The following is a 23,377-nucleotide window of genomic DNA, read 5'->3' as shown; positions in this document are numbered from 1 at the left end:
ATGACTTCAACGACGAAGAACCCCGACCTCTCCCCCGTCGCCGACGCCCAGGCGGGCGAGAACGTCCTCAACGAAGAAGCCGAGCAGGCCTACTTCGACAAGCTCATCGCCGACGACTCCCGCGTCGAACCCCGTGACTGGATGCCCGAAAAGTACCGCAAGACCCTCACCCGCCAGGTCTCCCAGCACGCCCACTCCGAAATCATCGGCATGCAACCCGAAGCCAACTGGATTACCCGCGCCCCCTCCCTCAAGCGCAAGGCCATTCTCATGGCCAAGGTGCAGGACGAAGCCGGTCACGGCCTCTACCTCTACTCCGCCGCCGAAACCCTCGGCACCCCCCGCCACATCCTCAACGAGCAGCTGCTCGAAGGCCGCGCTAAGTATTCCTCCATCTTTAACTACCCCGCCCGCACCTGGGCAGACATGGGTGCCATCGGCTGGCTGGTTGACGGGGCCGCTATCTGCAACCAGGTGCCCCTTTGCCGAGCCTCCTACGGCCCCTATGGCCGAGCCATGGTGCGCATCTGCAAGGAAGAATCCTTCCACCAGCGCCAGGGCTGGGAAATCCTCTACGAACTCTCCCACGGCACCCCCGCCCAGAAGAAGATGGCCCAGGACGCCGTCAACCGCTTCTACGGCCCCGCCCTGCAGATGTTTGGCCCGCCGGACGCCGACTCCCCCAACTCCCAGCAGTCCATGGCCTGGAACATCAAGCGCTTCTCCAACGATGAGCTGCGCCAGCGCTTCATCGACATGCTAGTCCCCCAGGCAGAAGCCCTCGGCCTCACCCTGCCCGACCCCGACCTCAAGTGGAACGAAGAACGCGGCCACTACGACTACGGGCCGCTGGACTGGGACGAGTTCAACTCCGTCATCTCGGGTAACGGCCCCTGCAACGTCCAGCGCATGCAGCGACGCCGCGCCGCCCACGAAGAAGGGGCCTGGGTGCGCGAAGCCGCCGCCGAATACGCCCGTAAAACCGCAGAACAGCACTCCGAACTGCTAGGAGCCTAACCATGACCGAGAACATCGCCCACCTGCCCGAATCCAACGAATGGCCCCTCTGGGAGGTCTTCGTCCGCTCATCCCGCGGCCTCTCCCACGTGCACGCAGGCTCCCTGCACGCCCCCGACGCCACCATGGCCCTGCGCAACGCCCGCGACCTCTACACCCGCCGCAACGAGGGCACCAGCGTCTGGGTTGTACCCGCCGAAGCTATCCTGGCCTCCGACCCCGACTCCAAGGGCGGCTTCTTTGAATCGTCCCAGGGCAAGAGCTACCGCCACGCCACCTACTACACCAAGAGCGAAGGAGTAAAGCACCTATGAGTTACGCATCCTTCGAATCAGCGACCCGCCACAGTGAAGGCGAATCCATCGTCGCCGAAGATATCGCAGCTTCCGGCGTGCAGGCCAGCGAAGAAGTAGCCCGCTACGCCCTGGCCCTGGGCGACGATGCCCTCATGCTGGGCCAGCGCCTGGCCCACTGGATTTCCCGGGCACCCGAACTCGAAGAAGACATCGCCCTCGGCAACATCGCCCTCGACCTGATCGGCCACGCCCGCTTCTTCCTCACCTACGCGGGCACCGCCTGGGGCAAGACCGAGGACGACCTGGCCTACTTCCGTGACGAAGAAGAATTCCGTTCAGCCCGCCTGACCGAGCAGGAAAACGGTGACTTTGGGCAGACTATCGCCCGTCAGCTCATCTTCTCCTACTACCAGTACGAGCTCTACTCCGAGCTCGTCAACTCCCAGGACCCCACCCTGGCCGCTATTGCCGCCAAGGCCCTCAAAGAAGTGGCCTACCACCAGGACCACGCCACCGCCTGGACCCTGCGACTGGGCATCGGCACCGAAGAATCAAACCGCCGCATGCAAGAGGGCCTCTACTACATGTGGCCCTACATCGACGAGCTCTTCTACGACGACGAGGTAGTACGCTCCCTGCCCGGTATCGCGGTTCTCCCCTCGAGCCTGCGCGAACGGTTTGAAAAGCGGCTCCACACCATCATCGGCGAAGCCCAGCTCCAGGTTCCCGATGTTCCCCAGGCCCGCGGCGGCGACCGCTCCGGTGCCATGAGCGAACACCGCGGCCATATTCTGGCCGAGCTTCAGGTGCTGGCCCGTGCCCACCCCGGCGCCACCTGGTAAAAAACCGGGAGCACCACCCCGGTGCTCCCGGCCCCACCAACCCCGCTAGCTCATCACATGCACAAGGAGGTGCCCCGATGACACACCCCAGCGAAGCCGCGAGCGCCGGAATCGACTTCAGCTTCGGCTTTGACCAGGACTCCGGCTACACAGCCCCACCCCGAGAAGCTGAAAGCACCGTCCCAGCGCCCGCCGGTTCTGACACCGTCCTGTGGGAGCTAGCCGCCAAGGTGGCTGACCCCGAAATCCCGGTACTCTCCATCGCCGACCTGGGCATCCTACGAGCGGCCCGCTACGGGGACGACGGCCAGCCGGTAGTCGTCATCACCCCCACCTACTCCGGGTGCCCGGCCATGGAAAGCATCACCGCCAGCATCCGCCAGGTCTTCACAGACCACGGCCACCAGATACCGCTGGTGGAGCTCGTGCTCTCACCCGCCTGGAGCACCGACTGGATGAGTCAGGCAGGTAAAGACCGCCTGGCCGAATACGGTATTGCCCCGCCCACTGGGCAAGCCGCCGCCGGGCCAGTCACCCTGGGCTTAGCCGTCAAATGCCCCCGTTGCCACTCACTAGATACCAAAGAACTCACCCGCTTTGGCTCCACCTCCTGCAAGGCCCTCTACCAGTGCACCGCCTGCTGCGAGCCCTTTGACTACTTCAAAATTCACTAAGGATTGCACCCGCCATGACCGAGACACCCACCCGCCGCCGCGCCACCTTCAACGCCCTGACCGTCACCAAGGTCCGCAAGCTCACCAAGGACTCAGTAGAAGTAACCTTCGCTGTACCTCAGGAACTAGTAGACGACTACGACTACCTCCCCGGCCAGTACGTGGCTCTGCGCGCCCAGATTGACGGGCAAGAGGTTCGCCGCTCCTACTCCATCTGCGCCGAACCCACCCCCGGCGAAATCAAAATCGCTATCAAGCGCGACTTCGGCGGCCTCTTCTCCAACTGGGCCAACGACACCCTAGCACCCGGCCAGCAGATTGACGTCATGAACCCCCAGGGTGCCTTCGTTTCTAAGAGCACCGTCACCGGGCTCAACGACCCCGAGAAGATTGCCCAGGACGCTACTGCCGCAGGTGGCGAGCACCTGGTGGCCTTTGCCGCTGGCTCCGGCATCACCCCCATCATGGCTATCGCCCGGGCCGTACTTTCTGCAAGCGAAGCCAGCACCTTTGACCTGGTCTACGCCAACAAGTCGGCCCTGGACGTCATGTTTGCCGAAGAAATCGGGGACCTCAAAGACCGCTACCCCACCCGCTTCGCAGTTCACCACGTGCTTTCCCGTGAACAGCGCATCAACCCGCTCATGAGCGGTCGCATTGACGACGAAAAACTCAACGCCCTGCTCGATCACGTGATTCAGGTGGATAAGGCCGATGAGTGGTTCCTCTGCGGGCCTTTTGAGCTGGTCCAGCTCTGCCGCGACACCCTCGCCGAACGCGGGGTACGCGAAGAAGACGTCCGTTTTGAGCTCTTCACCACCGGCCGCCCCGAGGACGCCCCCGCAGGCCAGCAGGGGCGTGCGGTTCAAGCCGACCCGTCCGGGGCCAACTACTCCATCTCCTTTACCCTCGATGGCACCTCCTCTTCTGTGGAGTCACCTATTTCAGCCAACGAGACCCTGCTGAACGCCGCCCTGCGCGTGCGTGCCGATGTTCCCTTCGCCTGCGCCGGCGGTGTCTGCGGCACCTGCCGCGCCAAGGTAGTTTCGGGCGACGTGAAGATGGAAGAAAACTACGCCCTGGAGAAGGACGAGGTCGAGGCCGGCTACATTCTCACCTGCCAGACCCGCCCCTGCTCCGACGCCGTAACCGTAGACTTCGACGCCTAGGAAGGGTGAAGCCGTGATTGATCTGACCATTGAGGGCGCTGTTGCCGAGGTCGTGCTGAACGCCCCCGAAAAAATGAACGCCGTGAACGAGGCCGCCCTGGCCGAGCTTTCTGCCGCCTATGACGAGGCGGCTGCGGCGGGCGTCCGCGCCCTGCTTCTGCGAGGGGAGGGGCGCGGTTTCTGCGCCGGGCGCGACATCGCCGGTCTGGTGCCTGCTGAGGACGACGCCTACGGCTACCTGGCCGGTCAGGTGACCCCGCTGCTGAAGAAGATGAGCGCTTTCCCTGCCCCGACTTTCGCGGCGGTGCAGGGCCCCTGCCTGGGGGTTGGGCTGGGCCTGGCTATTGCCACGGACGTGGTTTATGTGGCCGAGAACGCCAAGATCGGCTCCCCCTTTGCCAACCTGGGTGCCACCCTGGATTCTGGTGGGCACGCCCTCTTTGTGGAGCGGCTGGGCGCCCACCGGGCCCTGGACCTGATTTATACGGCTGACCTAATCTCTGGGGCTGAGGCGGTGGCTGCTGGGCTCTTTAGCCGGGTAGTGCCCGCCGACGAGCTGTTGGACTTCACCCGCGCCAAGGTGACGCAGGTGGCCGCCGGTGCTACGGGGGCTTTCCTGGCTTCTAAGCAGCTGGTGGCGCAGGTGCGCGACGCGCGGGTGGGCCTCTGGGAGTCCGTGGAAGCCGAGAACCGCGCCCAAGGCGACTTGTGCGCCTCCGCCGACTACGCCGAAGGCTTCGCCGCCTTCACCGAAAAGCGCACACCGGTTTTTAGAGGGAAGTAAGGGCACTCGGGCTAGGACCTGCGTGGTTTCCTTCCAGATGCGCGGGTTCCTCGCGCATCTGGAAGGAAACCGCGCATCTCGATGAGGGGTTGCCCGCTACAGGGGAGCACCCGCTAGCACATCAAACACGTCCCGCCACTTCACCTCACCCGTTGCTGGGGCGAACCTATCTCCTGTCAGCAAAAGACAATGAGCCCCCGCCGGAAGGCGATCAAAAGGAGCCAGCTCACGGGCTAAAGTCTGTTCAGAATCGGTAGAAAGAGCCACTTGAATGTAGAGAGCGTGCCCATCACGGCGCGCCACAAAATCAATCTCGCCACCGGGCACCTGACCAGTCATCACGTCAAAGCCCCGCCGCTTCAACTCCAAAAACACCATATTCTCTAGGTCCCGGCCCCGGTTAAAGTCGCGTGGCCCCAGAAGAGAGTTACGCAGGCCAGGGTCCACGAAATACATCTTCCCGTTAGTCCGCAACCATTGCTTACCCTGGGTGTCATACCGGCGGCACCGGTACAGCAGGTGTGCATCCACCATGAGTTGCAGGTAGCGGTCCACCAGCTCTGACGACGCACCGCGCCCCTGGGCCCTGAGCTGTTTCACAATAGAAAGAGTTGAGAGCTCAGAACCTGCATTATCGAAGACAAAACGGGCAACGCGCAGAAAAGTCTCTGTATCCCTAATCTGCCCCCGCAGGGCGATATCGCGTGTAAAGATTGAGTCAAAAAGGCCGCTGTTGAGCTGCCTGACGATTTCCTCATCGTGCGTTATTGCCGAAGCAGGAAAAGCGCCCCAGCGAAGCCACTGCTGGTAAGCCTGCTCCACCCCCGTGTAGGTCACCCCAATTTTTTGGCGGAAGCGAGTGAACTCTGCAAGCGACAGCGGGTACATGGGGATTTCAATGTAGCGGCCCGCGAGATAGGTCATTGATTCTGAGACGAACAGGGAGGCGTTCGAGCCGGTAACGCATATTTCTAGGTTCTCCCGGGTTCGCAATGAGTTAATGACCCGGGCCCAGTCATTGAGTTCTTGGACCTCGTCAATATGGAGGTAGCGGACCTCGCTGTTATTGATGGCGTCAAGGACATGGTCGTGAAAGGACTGAGCATTACGCAGGTGGTCGTAGGCCATATCCTCAAAGTTGATGGTGAGGATTTGTGAGGGGCCTACACCTTGGGCAATGAGATAGCTTCGGTACATACTGAGGAGAGCTGATTTACCGCAGCGACGTACTCCCGTGATGATACGGACGAGGGCGGGGTCGTCAATGTTTGTCAGGAATTCAAGGTATCGGTCACGCTCAAACAGTTCAGCCATATTTCGACTATACCCGAAATAGCAACTGTTTTGACGGCTAATTTCGGGTATACCTGAAATACCCAGCGCACCTTGCGCCGGGACGTGCGTGGTTTCCTTCCAAGTGCGCGGGTTCCTCACGCATCTGGAAGGAAACCGCGCATCTCGATGAGGGTGGGGCTAGTAGCCCACGTCCGTGCTACCCCCGGAAGGGTGAGAGCCAGCGGAATAACCGCCAATGAAGCGGGCCGCTAGCCTCTTAGATTCCAGGGCAAGTAACTGCACATCGGCGGCTACCAGAATAAAGTCAGCCCCAGCAGCCAGGTAGTCCTCTGCCTGCGCCGGGTCAAAGGCATTCACACCCACCGGCAGGCCAGCCGCATGAGCCACCCCGATCACCCGCTTAACCGCAGCCACCACGTCCGGGTGATTCTGCTGGCCCAGCAACCCCATAGAGGCCGCTAAATCAGAAGGCCCCACAAAGACACCGGCCAGGCCCTCCACCGCACAAATCTCTGCCGCGTTCTCAACAGCGGTGGCAGACTCAATCTGCACAAAAAGCGAAATGTACTTCTCAGCCTCGGTCAGGTAGCCAGCTACCCCGCCCCAGCGGGCCGAGCGGGACAGGGCAGAACCCACCCCGCGTACGCCGGCAGGTGGGTAGCGGGTGGCGGCCACAGCCAGTTCGGCGGCTCGGGCGTCATCGACCATAGGGATCAGTAGGTTTTGGGCACCGGCGTCCAGGAACTGCTTGATAGCAACCACGTCCAGGGAGGGCAGGCGTACTACGCTTTGTACCGGGTAGGCCGCCGCCACCTGTAGAAGCTGTTGGACGGTCTCTAGGCTCACGACCCCGTGTTCGGCGTCCACCAGGAGCCAGTCCATGCCCGAACCGGCGCAAATTTCGGCGGCCACCGGCGACCCGGAGCAGACCCACATGCCTACCGCTGGGCGGCCCAGGTCCCGCAGGGTGCTCGCAAAGGGTGGGTTTAGACGAAGCGACATGTGATTGCCCCCAAATCCCCGTAGTCGGCGTGGACGGTATCGCCGGGGTGCACCCACATGGGTTTGGTGAAGGAGCCGGCCAGGATTATCTCGCCAGCTCTCAAGCTGTCCCCGTGGGCGGCTAGCTTATTGGCTAGCCAGGCGACTCCGTTGGCCGGGTGGTTGAGCACGGCGGCAGCTACACCGGTGTCTTCAATCTGCTCGTTGCGGTAGAGCAGGGCCGACACCCAGCGCAAATCGACAGTGGCCGGGTCCACCGGGTTACCCCCGTAGACCATAGCCCCCAGGGCGGCGTTATCGCTGATGGTATCTACAATGGTGCGGCCTTCCATCTCGATGCGAGAGCTCAAGATTTCCAGGGCAGGGACCACGTATTCGGTGGCGCGCAGAACGTCAAAGATGGTGATGTTGGGGCCGGCGAGGTCTTCTTTGAGGACGAAGGCCAGCTCCACCTCGATCCGCACGTTTGAATACTGGGCGTGCTCAATGACGGCCCCGTTCTCGTAGACCTGGTCGGCGAAGATAGCGCCGTAGTCCGGTTCGGTGATGCCGGTGGCCTCCTGCATGACCTTGGAGGTCAGCCCAATTTTTCGGCCTACCAGCCTGCGCCCGGTGGCTTCACCGCGAGCGCGCCAGAGCTTTTGTACCGCGTAGGAGTCTTCTACGGTCATGTCGGGGTAGGTGGCGGTGAGGCGCGGAATCATGGTGCGGTTCTTTTCGGCCTCAGCCAGGTCATCGGCGATGCGGGTGAGTTGTTCTTCAGTAAGCATAGCTAGCTTTCAATACTGCGGGAGGTGCTTGAGGGATATGCTCACCGCCGACTGGCTGGGTCTGGCGTGAATTGGGGCGAGCGCCCCACGCGAGTCCCAAGAGGGTCAGTCGGCTAGAGCATATCCCAAAGCACCGAACTTATTGTATTTTCAGTCTTTAGAGCTGGTGGCCCAGTTTGTATTCGCCTTTCTTCCAGTCTGGCATGGATTCTTCGCCTTCGTCGGCGCGGGTGTAGGAGAAGCCGTCTGCACCGATGGTCTGTTCCATTTCGGAGTCGTCGGTGCGTTCTACGAGGGGTACGAGGTTGCCGTCAAGGTCGAGGACGCGGGAGGCGTCGGTGTACCAGGTGGGTACGACGGGGGTGCCCCACCAGTCGCGGCGCTGGTTGTCGTGGACGTCCCAGGTGACGCGGGGGTTGTCAGGGTCGCCGGTGTAGTAATCCTGGGTGTAGATTTCGACGCGGTGGCCGTCGGGGTCGCGGAGGTAGAGGTAGTAGGCGTTGGAGACGCCGTGGCGGCCGGGTCCGCGTTCGATGCGGTCGGAGAGGCGGAGGGCACCGAGTTTGTCGCAGATGGCGATGATGTTGTGCTTTTCGTGGGTGGCGAAGGCGACGTGGTGCATGCGGGGGCCGTCGCCGCCGGTCATGGCGGTGTCGTGGACGGTGGGTTTGCGGCGCATCCAGGCGGCGTAGGAGGTTCCGGCTTCGTCCTGGATGTCTTCGGTGACGCGGAAGCCTAGGTCTTCCATGTATTTGACGGCGGTGGGTACGTCGGGGGTGACCTGGTTGAAGTGGTCTAGGCGGACGAGTGCGCCGGGGGTGTGGAGTTCGTAGCGCCAGGCGAGGCGTTCGACGTGTTCGACGTCGTAGAAGAATTCGTAGGGGAAGCCGAGGGGGTCGAGGACGCGTACGGAGTCGCCTAGGCCTTTGACGAAGCCGTTTTTGTTGCGGCGGACGTCGCAGCCGCGGGCGGTGTAGAATTTTTCGGCTTTGTCGAGGTCTTCTGGGGTGCGTACGCGGTAGGAGAAGGCTGCTACGGCGGGGGTTTCACCTTTGCGGAGGATGAGGTTGTGGTGGATGAACTCTTCGAGGGAGCGCAGGTAGATGGTGTTCTCATCTTCTTCGGTGACGACGAGGCCGAGTACGTCGACGTAGAAGTTGCGGGAGCGTTCGAGGTCGGTGACGACCAGTTCCATGGAGGCGCAGCGGACGATGTCGGGTGCGTTCTCATCGGGCACGATGACGGGGTAGTCAACAAAGGTAGGTGACATGGTTTTGCTTTCTTGGGTGGGGCGATCGCCGGTAGGCTACGGTGCCTGCCCGGCGGCCGCGGGTGTATGGTGGGGTTTTAGTCGGCCTTGCCGAAGACGGGGTTGTGGACTTCACCGAGGTTGATGTGGACGGCTTGCTGGTCGGTGTAGAAGTCGATGGAACGGTAGCCGCCTTCGTGGCCGAGGCCGGAGGCTTTGACGCCACCGAAGGGGGTTCGGAGGTCGCGGACGTTGTTGGAGTTGAGCCAGACCATGCCTGCTTCAACGGCCTGGGAGAAGTTGTGGGCGCGTTGCAGGTTGGAGGTCCAGATGTAGGCGGCCAGGCCGTACTTGGTGTTGTTAGCCAGTTCCAGGGCTTCTTCGTCGGTATCGAAGGGGGTGATAGCGACGACGGGCCCGAAGATTTCTTCCTGGAAGATTCGGGCGTCAGGGGCGACATCGGCAAAGACGGTGGGGAGGACGAAGTTGCCTTCGGGGAAATCGGCGGGGCGTTCGCCACCTGCGACGAGGCGGGCTTCGGTCTTACCGATTTCTACGTAGGACATGACCTTTTCGTAGTGCTCGGGGTGCACCAGGGCGCCGACTTCGGTGGCGGGGTCTGAGGGCAGACCGACTTTGACGCGCTTAGCCTGGTCGGCGTAGCGTTCAACGAATTCGTCGTAGATGCTGCGCTGGACCAGGATGCGGGAGCCTGCGGTGCAGCGTTCGCCATTGAGGGAGAAGACACCGAAGATGGTGGCGTTGATGGCGGTTTCGAGGTCGGCGTCTTCGAAGACAACGGCCGGGGACTTGCCGCCGAGTTCCATGGAGAGGCCCTTGAGGTAGGGGGCAGCGTTGGCGAAGATGATTTGGCCGGTCTTAGATTCGCCAGTGAAGGAGATGAGGGGGACGTCGGGGTGCTTGACCAAGGCGTCGCCTGCGGTTTCACCGAAGCCGTTGACCAGGTTGAAGACGCCTGCAGGTAGGCCTGCTTCTTCGAAGATTCCGGCCCAGAGGGAGGCCGAGAGGGGGGTGAATTCGGCGGGCTTGAGGACGACGGTGTTGCCGGTTGCCAGAGCGGGGGCTAGCTTCCAGGATTCCAGCATGAAGGGGGTGTTCCAGGGGGTGATAAGGCCGGCGACGCCGATGGGCTTGCGGTTGACGTAGTTGACCTGGCGACCCGGGACCTTGAAGGCGTCGTCGGTCTGGGCGACGATGAGGTCGGCAAAGAAGCGGAAGTTTTCGGCGGCGCGTCGGGCCTGGCCCTTGGCCTGGGTGATGGGTAGGCCGGAGTCGAAGGATTCCATCTGGGCGAGGGCGTCCTCGCGGGATTCGACGATATCGGCGATTTTCATGAGTACGCGGGCGCGTTCGCGCGGGAGCATACGGGGCCAGGGCCCCTCGGTGAAGGCGGTACGGGCAGCGGCTACAGCGGCTTCGATGTCTTCTTTCTTGCCCGAGGCAGCCTGGATGTAGGGCTGGTTGGTCACGGGGTCGAGCACATCGAAGGTTTCGCCGTCGATGGAGTCAACGAACTGGCCATTGATGTAGTGCTGGATGCGCTCGGGCAGCCCGGTAGGTTTGGCGGGTGCGATAGTGGTTTCAGTAGTGCTCACAGGTAACTCCTTTGTGTGGTGTGAGGGGCGGACGCCGGTGGGCGGGTTATACCGGTTCGGGGATAGTGCTGAGGTAGCTGGTGAGGGTCGCCTGGCGGTGGTCTCGTACAGCTTGTTCGACCTCGTGGGCTGGCTGGCCGCGGTCGATGAGGTCAATGATTCGGTCGTGCTCTGCCACTGATTCGGCGGCGCGGCCGGGCACGAAAGAGAAGGTTGATTCGCGCAGGTTGCCGAGGCGGTTCCATTCACTCCCGACCAGGTCTACGAGGTGCTGGTTGGGGCAGCGGTAGGCAAGAACCTGGTGGAACCGGTGATTGAGGTCGGTGAAGGCTTTGGGGTCAAAGTCTTCAAGGAGGGTGGCAAGCTGCCGGTTGTAGTCACGAGCCGCGGCGATGTCTTCAGCGGTCAGGTGGGGCAGGGCTAGAGCGGTAGCTGCCCCTTCTAGAATACCGAGAGTTTGCATGCTCTCTACGTAGGCGGAGCTGTCGACCATTGCGACCCTGGCCCCCACGTTCCGTTCGAAGGTGACGAGGCCTTCTGCTTCAAGCTGGCGGATCGCTTCTCGCACAGGGACCACCGACATATCGAGTTCCCGGCCGATAGAGGCCAGTACCAGGCGGTGGCCGGCGGCAAAATCGCCGTTCACGATTTTTTCGCGCACCCAGGTGTAGGCAGTCTCGGCTTTAGATAGACCCTTCTCATAGTTGAGGGTCACCGGTATTGACGTCCCGGGGTAGAGATCGATATTCACGGTGGTTCCTAGCGGGTTAGGGCTGAGCGAGTGGGTTCTGGGCCAGCCAGTCTTTGTACTTTTCTTTCCAGGCGCCGGTGGGTGGGAAGAGCCCGTCCACAGGGTGACCGGCTGCGACCTGTTCGGCGACCCAGGCGTCCTCGTGTTCTTTATCGAAAGCGGCCTGGGCGACTTCGGCTGCGATAGCGGGCGGGATGACGATGGCTCCGTCGTCATCGCCGACGATAATATCGCCGGGGAGCACGGTGGCGTTGCCGCAGGCCACCGCTACATCGACCTCCCAGGGGACGTGCTTGCGGCCCAGGACGGCCGGGTGAGGTCCCTGAGTAAAGACGGGCAGGCCGATTTCTTTGACAGCCGCGTAGTCGCGCACCCCACCGTCGGTGATGACGCCGGCGGCCCCGCGTCCTTTCGCCCTCAGAGCCAGGATATCGCCCAGGGTGCCGGAGCCGGACTCCCCGCGGGCCTCAATGACGATAATTTCTCCTTCCGTCACCTCGTCAAAGCAGCGTTTTTGGGCGTTGTAGCCACCGCCGTGGGCCTTGAAGAGGTCTTCGCGGTTGGGCACAAAGCGCAGGGTTTTGGCGGTGCCAACAATTTTGGTGCCGGGGGTCTGGGGGTAGACGCCCTCAATGACAACGTTGTTGAGACCGCGAGCGCGGAGCTGGGCCGATAGACCGGCAGTGGGTACGGCCTGCAGGAGGCGGCGAAGTTCGGGGGTCAGAGCGGACGTAGCCTGTGAGGTTTCTTGTTCTTCCAGCGGGGGGAGCCCGGCAGCTTCGCGGGATCCCCAGGCTTCTTCGGTCTGCTTTTCGTCAACGGCGGGTAGAGTGCCGATGGACTCGTTGAAGTCACCTCGACCTGCGATAACGGGGGTAACGAGACGGCCCGAGGTGGGGGCTCCGGGGGCGGTGGGGGCGTCTACTTCCACTTCGACTACGTCACCGGGGACGATGACGGAGGAGCCTGCGGGGGTACCGGTTAGGATGACGTCGCCGGTTTCGAGTGTCATGTGCTGGGAGAGGTCGGCGACGAACCGGGAGAGGGGGAAAATCATGTTGGCTGCGGCGGTGTCATCCTGCTGTACGAGTTCGCCGTTAACCCAGGTGCGGATGCGTAGCTGGTCTTCTGATACCGTGCGGGCGTCGATGAGGCCGGGGCCAAGGGGGGTATAGCCATCACGACCTTTGGACCGCACGTTGGAGCCCTTGTCAGCGGGGCGATAGTCATATATGCCCAGGTCGTTGGAGGCAGTCACGTAGGCGACGTGATTCCAGGCTTCTTCAAGGGGAACGTGGCGGGCAGGGGCGCCGATGACCAGGGCAATTTCTCCCTCAAAGGCAAGGAGTTCGGTACCCTCCGGGCGTTCAACGGGGGCGCTGGAGCCAGCCAGGGAGCTGGTGGGCTTGAAGAAGTAGGAGGGCTGAGCCGGACGCCGCCCGCGCTGGGCTGCGCGCGATTCATAGGCAACGTGCACGGCGATAATCTTGCCGGGCGTGACGGGAAGGGAATCTTGGTTGGCGGAGGTAGCAGTCATGGAGTCTCCTCGTTGAGCTCTATCAACCTTGTCTGAAATCGTATATCATTTTCACACACTATCAAGTAACTCATATCACAGCAAGGAGTTTTTGAAAAAGCCCTGCAGTTACCCCGCGATAAGTTTCAGACAACCCTTGCCGCCCCTGCTGCGCATCGTATATGATTCAGAGCAAGTGTTACCCATCACATGTTTGCTGGGGTGCAGCGCCGCACCCACTCCCTAAGGAGCACCATGCATTTCCACCACAACGGCTACATTTCCCGCGACCCCCGCCTTGAAGACGCAGCAGGCTGCGGCATCAACCGCGCAGATGAACTACCAGAGACCATGGACGTCCTCATCGTCGGCTCAGGGCCCGCCGGCATGATTGCCGCTGCCCAGCTCTCCCAGTTCCCCCAGATCAACACCCGCATCATCGAACGCCGGACAGGCCGCCTCGAACTCGGCCAAGCTGACGGCATCCAGGCCCGTAGCGTCGAAACCTTCCAGGCCTTCCGCTTCGCCGAAGAAGTAATCCGCGAGGCCTACCACATCACCGAAACCAGCTTCTGGAAGCCAGATCCGGCCAACCCCGACAACATCGTCCGCACCACCCGTACCCCCGACGACCCCCACAACATCAGCGAATTCCCCCACCTCATCATCAACCAGGCCCGCATTCTCGACTACTTCGCCGATTTCGCCCGCAACTCCCCCGGAAAAATCACCCCCGATTACGGCATTGAGTTCCTCGGGCTCACCATTGAAGAAGACCACGACTACCCCGTGAAAGTCACCGTCCGCCATACGACCGGCGAACACTGCGGCAAAGAACGTACCGTCCGCGCCAAGTACATCATCGGCTGCGACGGGGCCCGCTCCGGCGTCCGCAAGTCCATTGGTCGCACCCTCTCAGGGGACACTGCTAACCACGCCTGGGGCGTTATGGACGTCGTGGTCAATACAGACTTCCCCGACTGGCGCATGAAGTGTGCCATCACCTCTACCAAGGGTTCTATCCTGCATATCCCCCGCGAAGGCGGCCACCTAGCCCGTGTTTACGTTGACCTGGGCGAAGTCCCCCTCGACGACAACCATGCCGTACGCTCCACCCCCATTGAAGAAATCATCGACCGCGCCAACGCCATCTACCACCCCTACTCCATCGATGTGAAGAACGTGGCCTGGCACTCGGTCTACGAAGTCGGCCACCGCCTCACCGACCACTTCGACGATGTCGATACCTGCGACCGCGGCACCCGCACCCCCCGCGTCTTCATCACCGGCGACGCCTGTCATACCCACTCAGCCAAGGCAGGCCAGGGCATGAACGTCTCCATGCAGGACGGCTTCAACATCGCCTGGAAGCTCGGCCACGTACTCTCAGGACGCGCCCCCGAAGCCCTGCTCGACACCTACTCCGGCGAACGTCAGGAAATCGCCCAGAACCTGATTGACTTCGATAAAGAGTGGTCCACCCTCATGGCCACCAGACCCGAGGACCTACCCAGCCCCGAATACCTTGAAGAGTTCTACGTGAAAACCGCAGAGTTCCCAGCCGGGTTCATGACCGAATACAAGCCTTCCCTCATCACCGGCGGTACCGAGCACCAGCACCTGGCTGAGGGGTTCCCCGTGGGCAAGCGGTTCCGTTCAGCCCGCGTGAACCGCCGTGAGAACGCCTACCCCCGCCATCTGGGCCACGAAGCAGTAGCTGACGGTCGCTACCGGCTCTACGTCTTCGCCGATGCTGCACACCCGGCGTCCGCCGAGTCAAAGGTCAAAGAGCTCAGTGACTTCCTTATCAGCGACCCCGCTTCCCCGTTTGTCCGCTACCGAATTGAGGGAGCTGACTTCGACGCCCTGATTGAGCCGGTGGTGGTCTACCAGCAGAACTACACCGAGTTCGAGACCACCGATGCCCCCGCGGCCTTCCGCCCCCTGGTGGGCACTTATCAGATTGAGTACTGGGAGAACATCTACTGTGCCCTACCTGATGAAGATATCTTCGAAGAACGCAAGCTCTCCCGCGACGGCGTAGTGGTAGTGGTACGACCCGACCAGTACGTAGGTGCTGTCTTGCCCCTGACCGACCACACCGCCTTAGCGGCCTACTTCGATAGGGTCTTCATCGACCCCGAGATTTAGGGCACCTCGAGGGATAGGGTAACCCCAAAGCCTAGGGCGCCCGGCACCTTAGAGCCTTAACCATAAAAGGGCCGGGGTAGGCACCTTCACTGGTACCTGCCCCGGCCCTTCTGCCTTACGGAATCAGACTTACTGCTGGCCGTCCTGGGCAGCGTTGGCCTCGTCAATACGCTTGGCCAGGCGTTCCTTTTCTTCAGCCTCACGGCGCTTGGTCTCGGCCTCTCGGCGGGCGCGGGCCTCAGCGTACAGCTTGGCGGACGACCGGTTGATACCGGTACCCTCACCTAGCTCGGGGTCATTGGGGCGCTCCACCAGAATCAGGGTTGCACACATGACCAGGGTGACCACAAAAACAGCACCAGCAACGGTCAAAGCCAACACCACATTCGGGGTGTTATTTGTACCGCCAGTTGCAAAAACCACGATGCCCAAGAAAGCCACCAGGGCCAAGACCGCCGCAATAATCAGCGGACCGCGCACCTGCGCCTTAAACCCACGATTGGGTGATTCACTCTTCTGAGCCAAGACCATTCCTCCTGAAAACAAACTCTCCACCAGTCTACGGGGTGAGCACCACTTTTGCCCGACAGCCCCTAGCCGTGACGGGCGTCCGCACGCAAAGACAGCGCACCAATCACCAAGAAAATACCTGCCACTAGGGCGCCGCCACCGGCGGTTCCCATAATGGCCTTATCGCCAATCTCAGAGACCACAGGCAGGGCTGCCGCCGAAAGCGTCACGATAGCACCCTCAAGCTGCCAGTCGCGGGCCGCCGGGTTACTCGCCTTAGTACGCATACCGGCGAGCAGTTTGAGCACGCCGGTCAAGCCCAGCACGCAGGCGGCAATCAGGGTTAGCCAGAACTCCCCGCGGGGGGCAACAAAAGCCAGCACACCACCGGCCGCCTGCACCAGGGCGATGGAGGTAAAGGCCTGGGCAGTACTGGCGTCCCCCGCACGGCGCAGGGTTTGGGCCGTCAGGTAGGACGCCCCCGCATAGCCCAGCATGTAAAGACCCAGCATGACGGTAATGACACCCAGGGTCGGTTGCTGCCAGAAAACCGTGGTGAGGCCGAAGGCCAGGAAAACCAGGGCGTGCACCAGGGTGGGGCCGGTAAGGGCGGCTGCCAGAACGGGGTCCACAGGACGCTTGGGGTCGGGTCGCTGCCCGCCGGGCGCGTGGCGGGGGTCAGAAAGCTCGGAGTCGGTGCGCTGGGAATCGGAGTGCTGAGAATCAAAAGTCACCCCACCAGTCTAACCAGCCAAGCTGAAAGCCGCCGATCTACCGGCAGCCTGTTACGCCCTAGTGGTCAGAATGGGCACCTAGACCAGCAGAGTAGCCTTCCAACACCTGCCGTAAACTTTCCAGGCCGAGAGCCAGCTTGCGGTCACTGACGGCCCCAAAACCAAGCACCAGGCCGTATAGGGCCTCGCCCGCCTCAGCCCGTGCTGACCAGTAATCCCCCAGCGGGGCCACAAGCACGCCTTCTCGGCGGGCGGCCTCAACCAGTTCACCCTCGATGCCCCTCCCCCGGGCAGAATCAATGCCGGGCAGGTGAAGCACCGTGTGCAGGCCGCCATCCATAGGCAGAACCCGGGCACCGCCCAAACCCTGCAGGGCGGTGAGTACTTGCTCCCGGCGTCCACGGTAAACCCGGCGCATGCGCGCCGTATGGCGGCGCACCCCGCCCGCAGCGAGGAAGGCCGCCATGGCGTCCTGCACGACCGACGACACCGGGTTACCGAGATCAGCACGCAGTTCTAATAGGTCAACCTGCAAGTGCCGGGGCACCACCACGTACCCCAGGTTCAAGCCGGGAGCCAGCATTTTGGCGAACGACCCCAGTGTCACCACCCGGTCGGAGGCCCAACGGGCTGGGTGAGCTTCGGCCCCGCCGGGCAGAGGGGGGCGGTCAAGAGAAGCTAGAGCCGGTAGGGGGTCGCCCACATAGCGCAGCTCAGAATCGTAGTCGTCTTCAATCAGCAGGGCGTCGTGGGTGCGTGCCCAGGCCAGTAGCTCCAGGCGGCGCGCCAGCGGCATAGAAGCCCCCAGCGGGTACTGGTGGCTAGGAGCTATAAGGACGAGGTCGGGCCGGTGAGGCCCCGTGGGCAGGTGGGCGGGGTTAAGGCCCTGCTCATCAACCTCAATCGGTAGGATTTCGTGCCCGAAGGCGAGGGGGATGCGATGCAGGGAGGGGTAGCCGGGGTTCTCGACCGCGATTCGAAGCGGACGGTTGCGCACCCTACGCCTCAGGGCGGTAAGAATCAGGCGGAAGCCGTCGCGGGCACCGGCAGTTACCAGTAGGTCATCCGGGGTGCGCAGCACTGACCTCATCAGCCGCAGGTGCTCCGCTAGCTGCACCCTCAGCTCATAGGAACCCGCAGGCGGGTAGGCCGCACCGGGAGTGGCAGCCGCCTGCCGCCAGGCGGCCCGCCAGGTAGAGCTTGCCACCAAAGATGTATCGGGGCTACCCGGGCGAAGATCAATCATCGAGGAGCCATCACAGTCAGGAGATATGCCCTGCGGGCCTTGCAGAGGGGCGGACGCCTGCCCTCCCTCCTTGCCCCCAGGTAGCAGTTGCGCGGAGCCCACACCCCAAACCGGCGCCGCCGACTGAGAAACCCCCGCGGCACCCAGGGTGAGGTGGTCAGCTACGCGGGTGCCCCCGCGTCCGCTGGTTAAATACCCTTCACCCACCAGCTGTTCATACGCAAAAACAACCGTTCCACGTGAAACATTCAGCCGCTCAGCCAGCACACGAGTGGAAGGCAGCGGGTCACCCGCCACCAGAAAACCACCCAACACCAGGGTGCGAATCTGCTCAGCCACCTGCGACGGCAAAGAACCCGGCGCTGACCGCGATACGCTCACCGGCAACTGATCAAACCGTGAATACTCCGCCACGCTACCCTCCCCTGACATCAAAGCCGCGCTCCCCCGATATTAGCCCACCGGCGTCCGCACCCCATGAAATATGTCCACCACGAAAAATGCCCACCGCGAAGCACACGCGGCGGGCATCTATCCCAAACATGACGAAAAGGGGCACCGGGCCGCTGGCGCCGTCAATTGCGCCGTTGTTGAAGTCATCTTCGAAGATGAGCTTGCCCCAGCCTGAAGCGGTCAGTGACAGGAAGTTGCGGCGGGATACAGAAAGCATGGTTTGGGTCTCTTTCGTGTGTATTTGTTTGGGGCGGGAAACTCTTGGGGAGAGCCGGGGTGTGAATTCTTGGGGGAAGTTTGCCCCAAAACGTGCCGACGGGCGTCCGCCTCGCTACCTGTGGTCTAAAAACTTTGCAAGAAACTGGCCCTATTCTTAGACCATATCGGCGGGCACAGTTGAAACCATGACTGAACACAACACCGCAGAAACCACCGTTACCGGCTCCCCCCTCGTCAAGCGCGGCCTAGCCGACATGCTCAAGGGCGGCGTCATCATGGACGTCGTCACCCCCGAACAGGCAAAAATCGCAGAGGACGCCGGCGCCGTAGCCGTCATGGCCCTCGAACGCGTCCCCGCCGACATCCGCGCCCAGGGTGGTGTTGCCCGCATGAGCGACCCTGACATGATCGAGGGAATCATCGACGCTGTCTCTATTCCCGTCATGGCCAAGGCCCGCATCGGCCACTTCGTAGAAGCCCAAATTCTGGAACACCTCAAGGTTGACTACATCGACGAATCCGAGGTTCTCTCCCCCGCTGACTACGTCAATCACATCGACAAGCACGCCTTTAAGGTGCCCTTTGTCTGCGGTGCCACCAACCTGGGTGAGGCCCTGCGCCGTATCACCGAGGGCGCTGCCATGATTCGCTCCAAGGGCGAGGCCGGCACCGGTGACGTCTCTGAAGCCACCAAGCACATCCGCACCATCAAGACCCAGATTGCCGAGCTGCAAGCCCTGCACGCTACCGCCCCCGACCTGCTCTACGTCAAGGCCAAGGAGCTCGCTGCCCCTTACGAGCTGGTACGCGAGGTGGCCGAAACCGGCAAGCTGCCCGTCGTGCTCTTCACCGCTGGCGGCGTGGCAACCCCGGCTGACGCTGCCATGATGATGCAGCTGGGTGCGGACGGCGTCTTCGTTGGCTCCGGCATTTTCAAGTCTGGCAACCCCGAGGCCCGTGCCAAGGCCATCGTCAAGGCAACCGCCTTCTACAACGACCCTGCAGCGGTTGCGGACGCTTCCCGCGGCCTGGGCGAGGCCATGGTCGGTATCAACGTGGCAGATCTGCCCGCCCCCCACCGCCTGGCGGAGCGTGGCTGGTAGTGAAATTCCCCCCTGTTGTTGGCGTCCTTGCCCTGCAGGGCGGGGTCGCCGAGCACGCTTCCCTGCTGGAGAGGCTGGGGGCGCAGGTGGTTTTGGTCAAGCGCCCCGAGCAGTTGGAGGGGCTGGATGCCCTGGTTCTTCCCGGCGGGGAATCGACGACTATTGACCGGCTGACCAGGATTTTTGGTCTGCGCCAGCCCCTGATTGACGCTATCGTGGGTGGCCTACCCACCCTGGGCACCTGCGCCGGGCTGATTCTTCTGGCTCGGGAGATTGAGGACCCGGCGGCAGGCCAGCAAACCCTGGGCCTGCTCGATGTGACCGTGCGCCGCAACGCCTTTGGCTCCCAGGTTGACTCGGCAGAAACCGAGCTGACCTGGGGCGCTACCGGGGCGGACGGCTCAGGTCAGCTTACCGGCGCAGGCGGGCAGATACCGGTGAAGGCCGCCTTCATTCGCGCGCCCATTGTCACCCGGGTGGGTGAGGACGTCACCGTTCTGGCCCGTCACGCCGGGCAGGTGGTCGGGGTGCAACAGGGCCACATGCTGGGTATCTCCTTCCACCCGGAACTCACCGGTGACACCACCGTGCACAGGGCCCTGCTGGGCCTGGCTAGCCGGGTGGAGGCGTCCTAGAAGCGTCCGCCTCCACCGCCACCGCTAAAGCCTCCGCCGCCCCCGAAGGACGACCCGCCCGAGAAGCTACCCCCTGATACCCCCGAATTTTCCGGTACGTGATTGCTGCCCGAGTAGAGGTGGGGCATGGTCGCGTAGAGGGGTAGCCAGGTGCTAAAGGTGGGGGCGTAGCGGGTGTAGGTCTCCTTGTTCTCCGCTTCCTGCTCGGCGAGCTCGGCCTCGCGCTGGTCGGGGTCTACCGGGGCGGTGCGGTTGGCATAGCGGTATTTGATGTAGTCACGGCGCATATCGTCGGGTATGCTCAGGCCGGGGTTTTCTTCTTTAGCCCGGCGCATCTCATCCTCGGCAGCCCGCTTAACCTTGCGGTAGTCGCGGAAAACCCACCCGACGATAATTGCTGCAACAGTACCCAGGGTTCCCAGGATGCCCCACAGGATCAGGTTGCTATCTGCACTCTCGGTTTCTGCGGCGGCATAGATTTCGTCAATGGTGGTCTCTAGACCGACGGCGTAGTTGCCGTCGGTGAGGTAGGGGCCTAGGACGTCGTTGGCAATGGTTTCTGCCTCGGAATCGCTGATGTAGTTCCCGGCGCCGTCTGCGACCGCGATGAAGGTTTCACGGCCCTCCATATCGATGACCAGCACAGCACCGTTATCTTTACCCTGGTCGCCGACGCCCCAGGCGTTGCCCAGGTCAGTGGCGTAGTCGGGCAGGTCGCCGGGACTTTGGTCGGTGGTGTAGATGGCGAAGCGGGCGCGGTCGGTGCCCCGGTTTTTCTGGTCGATGATGTCATTGAGGGTGTTCTCTTCGGCATCGGTGAGCAGGTTGGCGTCGTCGCGAATGTTGCCGGATGCCGGCGCAGCAGGTAGGTCTGCTGCTTCGGCCGCCGTCATGGTCAGGGGCGCAAGGGCAAGGACGCCCGCCGCCGCTAGCGCGGGCAGGGCAGCGAGCCTGCGGGTCGGCTTCTTGTTCCGGATCTGGGGGTTTGCGATGTCGGTCTGAGGGTTCACAGCTACGTCCTTTCTGGCATGGGTAGCAGACTTCTTTACCCGCTCTTACCACCAGCTTAGCAAGCCTGCTGATAAAAGAACTCCCCCGGCAGAATGATTCTCTAATCCCTAGAAGGTACTCAGCCCCGTCGCCTCCTGGGCGCGGTAGGCCAGGGTTTGCAGGGTCGATTTTAGGACGCCCCCACCCGCCTTAGCTGCGTAGGGCAGGGTGAAGATGGTTTGGGCGCCGCCTACCGGTTCGTTATTCCAGATCAGGGACCAGTAGGCAGAGAACTCCTGGGCCAGGGCGGAGTCACCCGCAGCGCGCACCCGCAGACTGGTTTCTAGGTTGTAATTACAAATATTTCGGCGGGTGAAATTACCCGACCCGCTCAGGAGCTCAAAGCCGCCAGAATCTGCCGGGGCGGGAGCGTCCACCCCTCGGTGAACCGCCAGATACTTGGGGTGGAACTGCTCGCCCCCTGTGGCGTACCAGCGCACCTGAACCCCGGCGCGTACCAGCTCTCGCGCAACGGGCAGGGCGGGCAGGCCGGTTTTTGTGCGGCCGAAGGCGTCAATGTTGAGGTCGAGCACCACCTGCACCGAAGCGCCACGGGCCGCGGCAGCTGTGATCCCGGCAATGACAGCGCGTTCCGATAGATAGAACATACCCAGGCAGACCCTGTCCCCCGCGCCGGCACCCGCCAGCAGCTCCAGCACCGCAGTGCGAATACCGCCCTCGGTCACCAGCTGCACCTCAGACGCCTGCCCCGGGAACTCAACACCCCCAGCAAAGCTTAGCCCCCGCAGGGAACGGGCGAGGTCGGGAGTAGAAAAGTCTAGAACCGCCAGCTCGCTAGCCAGCAGGTCATCCACCACAGCACCAGTGACCCGCAGACCCAGGTTGGAGTTAGGCGCAGAGGCGTCGTGCGGGTTGGCGGACGCCACCACAGCCTCGGCCTCAGACAGGGCCACCTTGCGGTGGTTGGCCTTGAAGTTAAAGAGCCTGGCGTAGGCATTGGCAGAGACGCGCGGCCCACCCGGTGCTAGAGCATTGGGCAGCACGGCGGGGAGCTCCGACAGGTGCGTCAGGACTGCCCGGTAGAAGCCGGAGTAGGCGGAGTTGGAGTCGCGCAGGGCCTCTAGCCGGGTTTCAACCACCTGCACCCCGGCGGCCCGCAGTCGCTCTAGATGAGGCAGGGAGTAGCTGCCGTAGAAGGTGTTGATGGGGTCGGTGATGAGCACGATGGGCATATCGGGGGCGGCGGCCCGCTTGGCAAGAAGGGCCTCGGTGAGGCGCTGGGAGAGGGCCGGGTAGGTGCGCCCGCTGAAGCGGTCATAGTCGCTGTTGAAGAGGAACATATCGAGCACCAAGAAGCTTGTAGCCCGCTCAATGACCCCCTCAACAGCGGTGAAAATCTGCTGGTCAGAGCGGCTTTCACCGTCGGCCGTATAGGTGAGGTCTGCTAACAGCTCTACCTGTCCGCTTCGCCAGGGCCCGGTAACGCCCAGGCCGGCTGGCAGAGGTTTGTAGCGGTGATAGAGGGCGGACGCGGCTGCGGCAGCACCGCAGGCCAGGGCGGCAAAGGCGAGGGGGCGGGGCAGTGTGCTCATGCTTCTAATCTACCTAGACAGCTATTTCTTATCTCACATACCCACCGCTTGCCGATATTTTTTACAAGTGTAAACTTTACATCTGTAAGAAAAAATTGTTGGTAGAGGATACCCGCTATGACCCCCACCCTGGCACCCGCCGCAGAGGACGCCCGAGCCGCCGACCCGCGTCCGGCCCGCTCCCGCGCAGCCCTCATCGATGCCGCCACCGAGGCCCTGGGCACCAGCGACCCCAGCAATCTCAGCATCACAACCCTGGTCAAGACCGCAGGGGTCAGCCGCCCCACCTTCTACCAGCACTTCACCGACATGCACGAGCTCATTCACGCCGCGGCCCTCACCAAAATCAGCGCCGCCTTCGACGAGCTACTGCCCGCCGATCCCACCGCGTCCGTCGCTGTCTTTACCAGCGAGGTCAGCACCAACCTGCTCAAGCAGCTGCAGGTCGACGCGGATTTCTACCGCAACGTGCTGGCTATCTCGGGCAACTCATCCCTGGTCGCCGAACTCATCGACTTCCTCAGCCACCGTTTTCTCAGCCGACCAGCCGTTGCCGAACGTTTCATCACCAAGAACCCCGACCTCACCAGCGACTACACCCAGTTCGTTGCTGCCGGAGTTGCCTGGCTGGCCGTCCGCTGGCTGGCCACCGACTTCACCGGCGAACACACCGCAGAAGCCACCGGCGAGCGCCTGGCCCAGATGATGCGGGCAGCTATCTCCTAGCCCGCCCCCTTGATT

Annotated in this window: 23 protein-coding genes; 10 read left to right on the top strand and 13 right to left on the bottom strand. The window is 62.6% G+C overall.

Annotated elements, in window-relative coordinates:
- From paaA to HWU94_RS00715, 6 genes are all read left to right on the top strand, one after another.
- A complete protein-coding gene (paaA, locus tag HWU94_RS00740) occupies positions 1–1,017 on the top strand; it encodes a 1,2-phenylacetyl-CoA epoxidase subunit PaaA (protein WP_185173879.1) in 1,017 nt (338 codons plus the stop codon).
- Positions 1,018–1,019: 2 nt separating this feature from the next.
- Positions 1,020–1,331: a 1,2-phenylacetyl-CoA epoxidase subunit PaaB gene (gene paaB / locus HWU94_RS00735; RefSeq protein ID WP_135013116.1), complete on the top strand. Its 312-nt coding sequence runs from the start codon at positions 1,020–1,022 to the stop codon at positions 1,329–1,331.
- Complete coding sequence (gene paaC, locus HWU94_RS00730; protein ID WP_185173878.1) at positions 1,328–2,155, top strand: 1,2-phenylacetyl-CoA epoxidase subunit PaaC; 828 nt, start codon at positions 1,328–1,330, stop codon at positions 2,153–2,155. Before paaB ends, paaC begins: the two co-directional genes overlap by 4 nt.
- A gap of 77 nt (positions 2,156–2,232) precedes the next feature.
- A complete protein-coding gene (paaD, locus tag HWU94_RS00725; RefSeq protein ID WP_185173877.1) occupies positions 2,233–2,829 on the top strand; it encodes a 1,2-phenylacetyl-CoA epoxidase subunit PaaD in 597 nt (198 codons plus the stop codon).
- A gap of 14 nt (positions 2,830–2,843) precedes the next feature.
- Positions 2,844–3,998 carry a 1,2-phenylacetyl-CoA epoxidase subunit PaaE gene (gene paaE, locus HWU94_RS00720; RefSeq protein WP_185173876.1) on the top strand — a complete coding sequence of 385 codons (1,155 nt, stop codon included), beginning with the start codon at positions 2,844–2,846 and terminating at the stop codon, positions 3,996–3,998.
- Positions 3,999–4,011: 13 nt separating this feature from the next.
- Complete coding sequence (locus tag HWU94_RS00715) at positions 4,012–4,782, top strand: enoyl-CoA hydratase/isomerase family protein (RefSeq protein WP_185173875.1); 771 nt, start codon at positions 4,012–4,014, stop codon at positions 4,780–4,782.
- A gap of 96 nt (positions 4,783–4,878) precedes the next feature.
- Here HWU94_RS00715 and HWU94_RS00710 read toward each other — a convergent pair whose 3' ends face one another.
- The 7 genes from HWU94_RS00710 to HWU94_RS00680 form a co-directional block, all read right to left on the bottom strand.
- The gene (locus HWU94_RS00710; RefSeq protein ID WP_185173874.1) at positions 4,879–6,096 is read right to left on the bottom strand and encodes an ATP-binding protein; all 1,218 of its coding nucleotides are present in this window, start codon (positions 6,094–6,096) and stop codon (positions 4,879–4,881) included.
- 159 nt (positions 6,097–6,255) lie between these two features.
- The gene (locus tag HWU94_RS00705; RefSeq protein WP_185173873.1) at positions 6,256–7,080 is read right to left on the bottom strand and encodes an HpcH/HpaI aldolase/citrate lyase family protein; all 825 of its coding nucleotides are present in this window, start codon (positions 7,078–7,080) and stop codon (positions 6,256–6,258) included.
- Complete coding sequence (gene hpaH / locus HWU94_RS00700) at positions 7,065–7,850, bottom strand: 2-oxo-hept-4-ene-1,7-dioate hydratase (protein WP_185173872.1); 786 nt, start codon at positions 7,848–7,850, stop codon at positions 7,065–7,067. Before hpaH ends, HWU94_RS00705 begins: the two co-directional genes overlap by 16 nt.
- A gap of 157 nt (positions 7,851–8,007) precedes the next feature.
- Positions 8,008–9,120 (bottom strand): 3,4-dihydroxyphenylacetate 2,3-dioxygenase, encoded by a 1,113-nt coding sequence (hpaD, locus tag HWU94_RS00695; protein WP_185173871.1) that lies wholly within the window; start codon positions 9,118–9,120, stop codon positions 8,008–8,010.
- A 77-nt stretch (positions 9,121–9,197) separates the two neighbouring features.
- Positions 9,198–10,715 carry a 5-carboxymethyl-2-hydroxymuconate semialdehyde dehydrogenase gene (hpaE, locus tag HWU94_RS00690; RefSeq protein WP_244955979.1) on the bottom strand — a complete coding sequence of 506 codons (1,518 nt, stop codon included), beginning with the start codon at positions 10,713–10,715 and terminating at the stop codon, positions 9,198–9,200.
- 46 nt (positions 10,716–10,761) lie between these two features.
- Positions 10,762–11,460, bottom strand: a complete 699-nt coding sequence (locus HWU94_RS00685; RefSeq protein WP_185174695.1) for a GntR family transcriptional regulator — start codon at positions 11,458–11,460, stop codon at positions 10,762–10,764.
- Between the two features lie 22 nt (positions 11,461–11,482).
- Positions 11,483–13,003, bottom strand: coding sequence for a fumarylacetoacetate hydrolase family protein (locus HWU94_RS00680; protein WP_185173870.1), 1,521 nt, complete (start codon positions 13,001–13,003; stop codon positions 11,483–11,485).
- 234 nt (positions 13,004–13,237) lie between these two features.
- Here HWU94_RS00680 and HWU94_RS00675 point away from each other — a divergent pair, with 234 nt between their 5' ends.
- Positions 13,238–15,133 (top strand): FAD-binding monooxygenase, encoded by a 1,896-nt coding sequence (locus HWU94_RS00675; RefSeq protein ID WP_185173869.1) that lies wholly within the window; start codon positions 13,238–13,240, stop codon positions 15,131–15,133.
- Positions 15,134–15,262: 129 nt separating this feature from the next.
- Here HWU94_RS00675 and HWU94_RS00670 read toward each other — a convergent pair whose 3' ends face one another.
- The 4 genes from HWU94_RS00670 to HWU94_RS00655 all read right to left on the bottom strand — a co-directional run bounded on the left by HWU94_RS00670 (position 15,263) and on the right by HWU94_RS00655 (position 18,293).
- The gene (locus tag HWU94_RS00670; protein ID WP_244955978.1) at positions 15,263–15,658 is read right to left on the bottom strand and encodes a hypothetical protein; all 396 of its coding nucleotides are present in this window, start codon (positions 15,656–15,658) and stop codon (positions 15,263–15,265) included.
- Between the two features lie 68 nt (positions 15,659–15,726).
- Positions 15,727–16,377, bottom strand: coding sequence for a hypothetical protein (locus HWU94_RS00665; protein WP_185173867.1), 651 nt, complete (start codon positions 16,375–16,377; stop codon positions 15,727–15,729).
- 58 nt (positions 16,378–16,435) lie between these two features.
- Complete coding sequence (locus tag HWU94_RS00660; protein WP_185173866.1) at positions 16,436–18,037, bottom strand: PLP-dependent aminotransferase family protein; 1,602 nt, start codon at positions 18,035–18,037, stop codon at positions 16,436–16,438.
- Between the two features lies 1 nt (position 18,038).
- Positions 18,039–18,293 carry a hypothetical protein gene (locus tag HWU94_RS00655; protein ID WP_185173865.1) on the bottom strand — a complete coding sequence of 85 codons (255 nt, stop codon included), beginning with the start codon at positions 18,291–18,293 and terminating at the stop codon, positions 18,039–18,041.
- A 187-nt stretch (positions 18,294–18,480) separates the two neighbouring features.
- Here HWU94_RS00655 and pdxS point away from each other — a divergent pair, with 187 nt between their 5' ends.
- Together pdxS and pdxT are read left to right on the top strand one after the other, a co-directional pair.
- Complete coding sequence (pdxS, locus tag HWU94_RS00650; protein ID WP_185173864.1) at positions 18,481–19,398, top strand: pyridoxal 5'-phosphate synthase lyase subunit PdxS; 918 nt, start codon at positions 18,481–18,483, stop codon at positions 19,396–19,398.
- Complete coding sequence (gene pdxT / locus HWU94_RS00645; protein ID WP_185173863.1) at positions 19,398–20,033, top strand: pyridoxal 5'-phosphate synthase glutaminase subunit PdxT; 636 nt, start codon at positions 19,398–19,400, stop codon at positions 20,031–20,033. The genes pdxS and pdxT overlap by 1 nt, the downstream gene beginning before the upstream one ends.
- Here pdxT and HWU94_RS00640 read toward each other — a convergent pair.
- Both HWU94_RS00640 and HWU94_RS00635 read right to left on the bottom strand, forming a co-directional pair.
- Positions 20,030–21,043 (bottom strand): YgcG family protein, encoded by a 1,014-nt coding sequence (locus HWU94_RS00640; protein ID WP_185173862.1) that lies wholly within the window; start codon positions 21,041–21,043, stop codon positions 20,030–20,032. The two genes, pdxT and HWU94_RS00640, sit on opposite strands and share 4 nt — an antisense overlap.
- 108 nt (positions 21,044–21,151) lie before the next feature.
- Entirely contained in the window at positions 21,152–22,276 is a 1,125-nt protein-coding gene (locus HWU94_RS00635; protein WP_409348802.1) for a phospholipase D-like domain-containing protein, read from the bottom strand.
- A gap of 477 nt (positions 22,277–22,753) precedes the next feature.
- Between HWU94_RS00635 and HWU94_RS00630 the strand changes: the two genes are divergently transcribed.
- On the top strand, positions 22,754–23,362 hold the full coding sequence (locus HWU94_RS00630; RefSeq protein ID WP_185173860.1) for a TetR/AcrR family transcriptional regulator: 609 nt from the start codon (positions 22,754–22,756) through the stop codon (positions 23,360–23,362).
- Positions 23,363–23,377: the final 15 nt, after the last annotated feature.

This window comes from Rothia nasimurium (assembly GCF_014217215.1).
GTDB classification, from domain to species: domain Bacteria; phylum Actinomycetota; class Actinomycetes; order Actinomycetales; family Micrococcaceae; genus Rothia; species Rothia avistercoris.
Note: the sequence above shows the minus strand (reverse complement) of the source record. Positions and strands in the feature narration are given on the sequence as shown.

Bases quoted from the DNA above. Each gene is read 5' to 3' on its own strand.
- paaA (WP_185173879.1), top strand. From the start codon at position 1: ATGACTTCAACGACGAAGAACCCCGACCTCTCCCCCGTCGCCGACGCC.
- paaB (WP_135013116.1), top strand. From the start codon at position 1,020: ATGACCGAGAACATCGCCCACCTGCCCGAATCCAACGAATGGCCCCTC.
- paaC (WP_185173878.1), top strand. From the start codon at position 1,328: ATGAGTTACGCATCCTTCGAATCAGCGACCCGCCACAGTGAAGGCGAA.
- paaD (WP_185173877.1), top strand. From the start codon at position 2,233: ATGACACACCCCAGCGAAGCCGCGAGCGCCGGAATCGACTTCAGCTTC.
- paaE (WP_185173876.1), top strand. From the start codon at position 2,844: ATGACCGAGACACCCACCCGCCGCCGCGCCACCTTCAACGCCCTGACC.
- HWU94_RS00710 (WP_185173874.1), bottom strand. From the start codon at position 6,096: ATGGCTGAACTGTTTGAGCGTGACCGATACCTTGAATTCCTGACAAAC.
- HWU94_RS00705 (WP_185173873.1), bottom strand. From the start codon at position 7,080: ATGTCGCTTCGTCTAAACCCACCCTTTGCGAGCACCCTGCGGGACCTG.
- hpaH (WP_185173872.1), bottom strand. From the start codon at position 7,850: ATGCTTACTGAAGAACAACTCACCCGCATCGCCGATGACCTGGCTGAG.
- hpaD (WP_185173871.1), bottom strand. From the start codon at position 9,120: ATGTCACCTACCTTTGTTGACTACCCCGTCATCGTGCCCGATGAGAAC.
- HWU94_RS00680 (WP_185173870.1), bottom strand. From the start codon at position 13,003: ATGACTGCTACCTCCGCCAACCAAGATTCCCTTCCCGTCACGCCCGGC.
- HWU94_RS00675 (WP_185173869.1), top strand. From the start codon at position 13,238: ATGCATTTCCACCACAACGGCTACATTTCCCGCGACCCCCGCCTTGAA.
- HWU94_RS00655 (WP_185173865.1), bottom strand. From the start codon at position 18,293: ATGCTTTCTGTATCCCGCCGCAACTTCCTGTCACTGACCGCTTCAGGC.
- pdxS (WP_185173864.1), top strand. From the start codon at position 18,481: ATGACTGAACACAACACCGCAGAAACCACCGTTACCGGCTCCCCCCTC.
- HWU94_RS00635 (WP_409348802.1), bottom strand. From the start codon at position 22,276: ATGCCCATCGTGCTCATCACCGACCCCATCAACACCTTCTACGGCAGC.
- HWU94_RS00630 (WP_185173860.1), top strand. From the start codon at position 22,754: ATGACCCCCACCCTGGCACCCGCCGCAGAGGACGCCCGAGCCGCCGAC.